The 6,720-nt window shown below is 45.1% G+C and carries 7 protein-coding genes and 1 tRNA gene; 3 read left to right on the plus strand and 5 right to left on the minus strand.

Annotation, left to right across the window (positions count from 1 at the left end; genetic code table 11):
* On the plus strand, window positions 1-570 hold a 570-nt coding region (locus tag F6K20_RS18870), incomplete at its 5' end, for a DUF4351 domain-containing protein (protein ID WP_287295632.1).
* Between the two features lie 192 nt (window positions 571-762).
* Here F6K20_RS18870 and F6K20_RS18875 read toward each other — a convergent pair.
* The 4 genes from F6K20_RS18875 to F6K20_RS18890 form a co-directional block, all read right to left on the minus strand.
* A tRNA-Ala gene (locus F6K20_RS18875) sits at window positions 763-835 on the minus strand.
* A gap of 76 nt (window positions 836-911) precedes the next feature.
* A complete protein-coding gene (locus F6K20_RS18880) occupies window positions 912-1,637 on the minus strand; it encodes an HAD family hydrolase (RefSeq protein ID WP_008188921.1) in 726 nt (241 codons plus the stop codon).
* Between the two features lie 340 nt (window positions 1,638-1,977).
* A complete protein-coding gene (locus F6K20_RS18885; RefSeq protein ID WP_008188920.1) occupies window positions 1,978-2,865 on the minus strand; it encodes a class I SAM-dependent methyltransferase in 888 nt (295 codons plus the stop codon).
* An 84-nt stretch (window positions 2,866-2,949) separates the two neighbouring features.
* On the minus strand, window positions 2,950-3,792 hold the full coding sequence (locus F6K20_RS18890; RefSeq protein WP_287264748.1) for a M48 family metallopeptidase: 843 nt from the start codon (window positions 3,790-3,792) through the stop codon (window positions 2,950-2,952).
* 141 nt (window positions 3,793-3,933) lie between these two features.
* Here F6K20_RS18890 and F6K20_RS18895 point away from each other — a divergent pair, with 141 nt between their 5' ends.
* Window positions 3,934-4,608 carry a response regulator transcription factor gene (locus F6K20_RS18895; protein WP_008188917.1) on the plus strand — a complete coding sequence of 225 codons (675 nt, stop codon included), beginning with the start codon at window positions 3,934-3,936 and terminating at the stop codon, window positions 4,606-4,608.
* Window positions 4,609-4,705: 97 nt separating this feature from the next.
* Here F6K20_RS18895 and F6K20_RS18900 read toward each other — a convergent pair whose 3' ends face one another.
* Window positions 4,706-5,029 carry a (2Fe-2S) ferredoxin domain-containing protein gene (locus tag F6K20_RS18900; protein ID WP_083373839.1) on the minus strand — a complete coding sequence of 108 codons (324 nt, stop codon included), beginning with the start codon at window positions 5,027-5,029 and terminating at the stop codon, window positions 4,706-4,708.
* 266 nt (window positions 5,030-5,295) lie between these two features.
* Between F6K20_RS18900 and F6K20_RS18905 the strand changes: the two genes are divergently transcribed.
* The coding region (locus F6K20_RS18905) for a serine/threonine protein kinase (protein WP_287295634.1) at window positions 5,296-6,720 on the plus strand (1,425 nt) is incomplete at its 3' end.

A 6,720-nucleotide genomic window follows, 5' to 3' on the forward strand; every position in this document is an offset into this window, starting at 1 on the left:
TTGACAACGCCAGGGTTACTACCCTTGGCAGTGTTAGCACAAGCTGAAGTCCCAGAAACATTACTCTCCCAGGTAGCAGCCAAAATCGATATGATTGAAGATAGACAACAGCAGCTTAACCTGTCTGCTTGCGTGCAACTGTTGGCTGGGGTGAAATTTGATGAGCAGTTAATTCAAGCCTATTTTCGGGAGGATATGATGCAAGAGTCGGTGGTTTATCAACGGATTATTAGTCAAGGATTAGAACAAGGATTAAAACAAGGATTAAAACAAGGATTAGAACAAGGATTAAAACAAGGATTAAAACAAGGATTAGAACAAGGATTAGAACAAGGATTAGAACAAGGATTAGAACAAGGATTAGAACAAGGATTAGAACAAGGAAAGCGCAATGAGCTTAATTTAATTATCCGTCTACTTAACCGTCGCCTAGGTCAGCTCAATCCCCAATTACAGCATCAAATTGAGCAATTATCCTTTTCCCAGTTTGAGGATTTAGGGGAAGCCTTGTTGGATTTTGAAACCGAAGTGGATTTGGCCAATTGGTTGAACCAGTTCAGGGATAGGTAATATGTAAGCTATCAGCTATCAGCTATCAGCTATCAGCTATCAGCTTTTGAATCAAACAGGTCAGCATTCGAATAATGCTGAGTTATGTCACAGCGTCAAAGCCTGTGCCACAAACATTAAGCCTGTGCCACCAAGCTGACGGCTGACGGCTGACGGCTGAAAACTGATAGCTGATAGCTTACCTGCTATCTATGGAGAATAGGGGATTCGAACCCCTGACCTCTGCGGTGCGATCGCAGCGCTCTACCAACTGAGCCAATTCCCCTAGTACTTTGGTTTATTACTTTTATTTATATGTTTATTCTAGCACCGGGACTAATATCCCTGTGCCCTTGTATGGTCTAGATTTCTGCTACTGGCTGAGGTGATACCCCAGAAGAGACCTGCTGCACTCGTTCTAATTCCAGCTGATTCAAATAATCCACAGTCCAGTTAGCGTGACGCTGTAGCATATGAAGGGGATAGGTACTAGCCACTCCTACCACTGGCATGCCAGCTCGCTTTGCTGCTTCAATTCCAGCCAAAGAATCTTCTATCACTAGACATTCCCCAGGTTTCAAGTTGAGGTTACCATAGGCTTGATTGAGCCGCTCTACCGCTAGCAGATAGCCATCCGGTTCCGGTTTACTAGTAGTAATATCATCACCAGCAACAATCAAACTAAAATAGTTAGCTAAACCAGCGCGATGGAGCACCACTTCTGCCTCATTCCGCAGTGCTCCAGTCACCAGAGCCATCGGTATCTGAGCACCCTGGATCTGAACCATTAAATCCTCCACACCAGGATAAATGGGCAAGGTTTCCATACTTTCTAGCTGACGTTGATAGGCAGCAGCTTTGCGGGTGATTAGCTGGTTTAAGTAATCCTCCGTAACCACCCGACCGCGACGCTTAAGTAACTCTCGCAGACAAGAGCGATCGCCTCTGCCTGTACAAACCTGTCGAAACTCTTCGGAATCCGGACGCAAATTTTCCCCAATAATAATTTCCTCAATTAGTTTTTCGTGAATCGGCTCATCATTGATTATTACTCCGTTAAAATCAAACAGAACTGCTTTCAAACTCATAAGTACCTAGAGATAAATTATGTTTATCTTGTTGATAAACATAAATAAAATAACGTTAATAAACCCTTTTTTGTTCCCCGTTCCCCCTTGCCTATTCCCTGATATTAACAGTCAACTTTACTAATCTTAACAGTCAACGTTAATTGTGTCCAAGTGCTTACTTGAGGTCAGCTATCAGCGTGTCGCGTATCAGCTATCAGCTTATGCGTTACCTCACAGGCTTCTAGCCTGTGCGACGCTACTTGACTTTTGAATAAAACAGGTAACCATTAATTTATCTGAGTTAAGTCTGCTGAGCGCTGAGCGCTGACCGGTGAATGCTTACTACTTGAGAAAGGCACTATACCGCTGGAACCGGCACCCCTTGTGAAGCAATTTCATCTGGAAAACTCTCCTGAGATTGAGATTCCCAAACAGCTGATTTACCTACTGGCAAAGGTTTTAGACCCTGAGTTATTTGATGGAGCCACCACCATTGCGTAGTGCGCACTGCTTCAAAACTAGCTGCACCCATCCAAGCATCAACGCTACCATTAGCGTAAGCCTTGATATAGGGTTCTTCAAAAACTTCCGTTAGCCAATTCGCCTCCCGGATCGTAGTCTGATTGCCGTCTAGAATCAAAACTTGTCCTCCCCCTTGGAGCAGTCGGAAGGATTCATGCAAAATCGACTGAGTTACCTGAGGTGGAGTTTCGTGAAACAACAGTGATGCTGTAACTAGATCAAAAGACTGATCAGCTAAACCCGTCTGTTCAGCCATACCATGAAGCCACTGAATATCCACATTAGCCTTGTTAGCTTTGTAGTCAGCCATGACCAGCATATAAGGTGACAAGTCCAGACCAATCACCTGGGCATCAGGAAACCTCTGCTTTAACATCAAGGTTGTGGAACCGGTGCCGCAGCCCAAATCCAGAATTCGTCGTGGCTTCCCTACTATACTATCAATCAACCCCTGACGCACCCAGGTTTCATTAGGGGGCAACGCATATTGGGTAATTGGGTCGTAGCTTGTGGCTGCACTTCCATTCAAGTAGCCCCCTTCAATACCATGGAAATTCTGAGTGCTGTAATAGTCAGGATAGATTAGCTCAGGGTTACGGAAGCGATCGCACTCAGCTTCCCAATCCATAGTTTCGTTAAACTGTAGCAGCTTTTCTTGATCAATCAAGCTAAAGATGATCGGGGATAAGAAACGCTCCCAAAGTGTGTCTTGATTAACTGCCATAAAAATTTAGTTAAGGAGATGTCAAACCGACTGCTAAAGCAGTATAGCTTGAGGGTGCTTAATCTAGCACCACACTCCTTACCGTTACCGCTTAACATTCCGAGCAAACCGCTCCCGACCCTCTTGCAGATTAAGAGGAATACCATTAGGGTAAGTTTTAGCAATCAGACTCTGGAGTTGTTCAATCCGATTACTAGGGTTAGGGTGAGTACTAAAAAACTCCGGTGGTTGCCCACCCTGTCGAATTGAGTTAAGGACTTGCATCAGTTCAACGATTCCCCTAGGGTTATAGCCCGCTTGTGTCATAAACCGAAAACCCAGGCGATCGCTTTCTAATTCATCCTCGCGTCCATACTTAAGGCTAACCATTTGATTAATGGCTTGGGCAAGTAGTGCTGCTTGCCTACCACTTTGGGCATCATCACTGGCAGCAATACCAACAGCATTAACCAATGCTACCCCAAGTTTCTGCTTAGCCAGATGTTCTGCACCATGTCGTCCCACTACGTGACCAATCTCATGGCCCAACACCCCCGCCAGCTGCGCTTCTGTATTGAGTCGCCTGAGCATGGCTAGAGTCAGAAAAATTTGTCCCCCTGGTAAAGCAAAGGCATTCACAGTGCGGGGGTCACTCAACAAATAGAACTCAAAGGGATAAGGTGAACCAGAGGCTGCCGACTTTTTGACAATCCCCTCTCCCACCTGAGAAATATATCCTTGAAGGGCTTGATCTGGGTAAAGACCACCGTGTTGAGCCGCCATTTGTCCCCGTGCTTGTAACCCAATCACCACTTCCTGACGGGGGGAAAGTTGGATGCGCTGCTTTTCCCCAGTTACTGGATTTTCAGAGACACTGGTAAAGTAGCTGATTAACCCAAACAAGCCTACTATGAATGCAATTCCTAAACGAAGGATTAGTCTACGCACCGATTATCTCCCAAATTTATCCATAGCAAAATACTATAAAACTATTGTTGTGGAAGATATCATGAATTGTTAGAGCCGTTATTATTTCTGTATTAGTCCTGAAAACTTACAGTTGTTTGGCCTAGACACCATCAAGCTATTATGACCCACCATATTTTAGTTGTCGAAGATGAAACCAAACTAGCCCAGTTCATTGAACTGGAACTGAAGTACGAAGGTTATGAGGTTAGTGTTGCCTACGATGGCTTAGCTGGTTTGGGAGCAGCGCGGGAATCTAATCCAGATTTAGTAATACTCGACTGGATGCTACCGGGCATATCAGGACCAGAAATTTGCCGACGCCTGCGCACTACTGGTAATCAGGTGCCGATTATCTTATTAACCGCTAAAGATGAAGTAAGCGATCGCGTTAGTGGTTTAGATGCTGGTGCTGATGACTACGTAGTCAAACCCTTCAGCGTAGAGGAATTATTAGCCAGGGTCCGAGCTCATCTGCGACGCAATCAAACCGAAGACCCCAACATCCTGCAATTTGCCGACTTAAGTTTAAACCATAGCACCCGTGAGGTCTATCGAGGTCAGCGATTAATTGAACTGACTGTCAAAGAATTTGATCTACTCGAATATCTCCTTGCCCATCCCCGACAAGTCCTTACCCGAGAGCAAATCCTCGAAAGAGTCTGGGGTTATGACTTTATGGGTGACTCTAATATCATAGAAGTTTACATTCGCTACTTGCGCCTGAAGCTAGAAGCCAACAACGAAAGCCGTCTAGTCCAAACCGTGCGCGGTGTTGGCTACGTATTGCGAGATTAGTCCTGAGTGAATCAGTCCTGAGTGCGCCAGTCCATCCCGACTCCCGACTCCCGACTCCCGACTCCCTAAAACCCTTGAAAACTGCTATACCTAATAGCTAATACCCAAAACTCATATGGATGCGGGGATGAAGTTTTGCCCTTACTAACTTACCCCCTTGCAGATGTTGTTCCACAATTACCGGCACATCTTGTGGTTTGACTCGGCAATACCAAGTCTCCTCCGGAACAATCCGCACCGTTGGACCAGAACTACACTGTCCCTGGCAAGTTGTACCAATCACGCTAAAGTCAGAAAGATCAGCTTCTTCGAACGCAGCCAGCACCTCAGCTGAACCGGCTGCTAAACAAGACTTATGTTGGCACACTAAAACACAAGGCTTTTCTGTATTGGCACTGTGTTGAGTAAAATCTGTTTCCACGTTGGGTTCAGTTAATATTAAGAATTATTACTAATTTCATCATAATCATTGACTTTTATGCATAGATTAATATAATCACCCCCTAAAATGCCAAATAACTGTTTTCAGTCCTGAGTCGGTTTTGAGGAAGCACAGTCTCCTGTTATGGACAAATGAGCAATGAATAATTACCAATAACTCATTGCTCAACCATCCAATTGAATAGGACACCAGCTTAACATTAGAATGAAGACCACACTTCGAACCGAATTGTCCCTGAATCCGTCATGAATCCAAAACTCTTAAACAATCGCTACCGTGTCCTTGAGACTCTAGGTTCGGGTGGGTTCGGTGACACCTTTCTCGCCGAAGATATCCATATGCCTTCAAGACGGCGGTGTGTGATTAAGCAACTTAAGGCATTGGCCCATAATCCCAAAGCTTACAAGCTCGTCCAAGAGCGATTCCAACGAGAAGCAGCTGTTTTAGAAGCCTTAGGGGAAGGACATGACCAGATTCCGAGACTTTATGCCTATTTCTCTGAAGCCGAAAAGTTTTACCTGGTTCAAGAGTGGATTCGAGGCAATACCTTTACAACACAGGTTAGACAGGGAAAAAAATTTACTGAGATTGAAGTTAGGGAACTCCTAATTAGTTTGTTAAGGGTTCTAGAGTATGTCCACTCTCGCCGTATCATTCATCGGGACATTAAGCCAGATAACATCATTATCCGCCAACGAGATGGGGTACCAGTTCTGATTGATTTTGGTGCAGTCAAAGAAGCAATGAGTACCGTAGTCACCAACTCTGGCACCCCCCACCCAGCATCAATTATAATTGGCACTCCTGGCTATATGTCTTCGGAACAGTCAGCAGGACACCCAACCTATAGCAGTGATCTATACAGTTTGGGGCTGACAGCAATTTTGTTGCTCACGGGTAAAATACCACAGCTATTCCACACAGATGAGAGGACTGGTGAGATTTTATGGCGTCAAGATGCCCCACCCCTTTATTCAAACCTAGGAATAGTGCTCGACAAAGCGATTCGATTCCATCCACGCGATCGCTTTATTAGTGCCAGACAAATGCTTGATGCTCTCCAATCTGACCCTGCATCACCTACGGAAGCCACAGTCCCCATTTCTCCTGGTGCCCCATCAACAGCCAACAAGGGTACGGTAGCCACAGTCCCCATTTCCCCGGGTGACTCACCACCAGCCAATAAAGGTTCAGTGTCCACTATTAAAGGCCCATTACCAGTCACTGTAAAACAAAACGATAGTTACAAGGCAGTTTTAAAGGGAGGTTTAATCGGAGGCGGTATATTACTGATTGTGGTGGCATTTGGTTCGGGATTCAACAAGTTCTTGAATCCCTCTACGACCGTCCCATCCTATGATCAATCTAAATCAACATCATACCCAGACAAGCCAAGTTCTCAAGAATCGCAAGATAAAAAAGTATCATCAAAAGACCCATCACCAGAGACTATTTCATCTTCATCACAGTCCCAGACCAAGGACAAATCACCAGTAACTAAACCAGAAACACCATCATACCCATCACAGTCCCAGACCAATAATCCATCACCAGTAACTACACCAGAGACTACCGTAACTGATCCGGTCACACCATCAAACCCATCACAACCAGAGACTACCGTAACCGATCCGGTCACACCATCAAACCCATCACAACCAGAGACTACC

It is taken from the genome of Moorena sp. SIO2C4, from assembly GCF_010672485.1.
Lineage (GTDB): Bacteria > Cyanobacteriota > Cyanobacteriia > Cyanobacteriales > Coleofasciculaceae > Moorena > Moorena producens.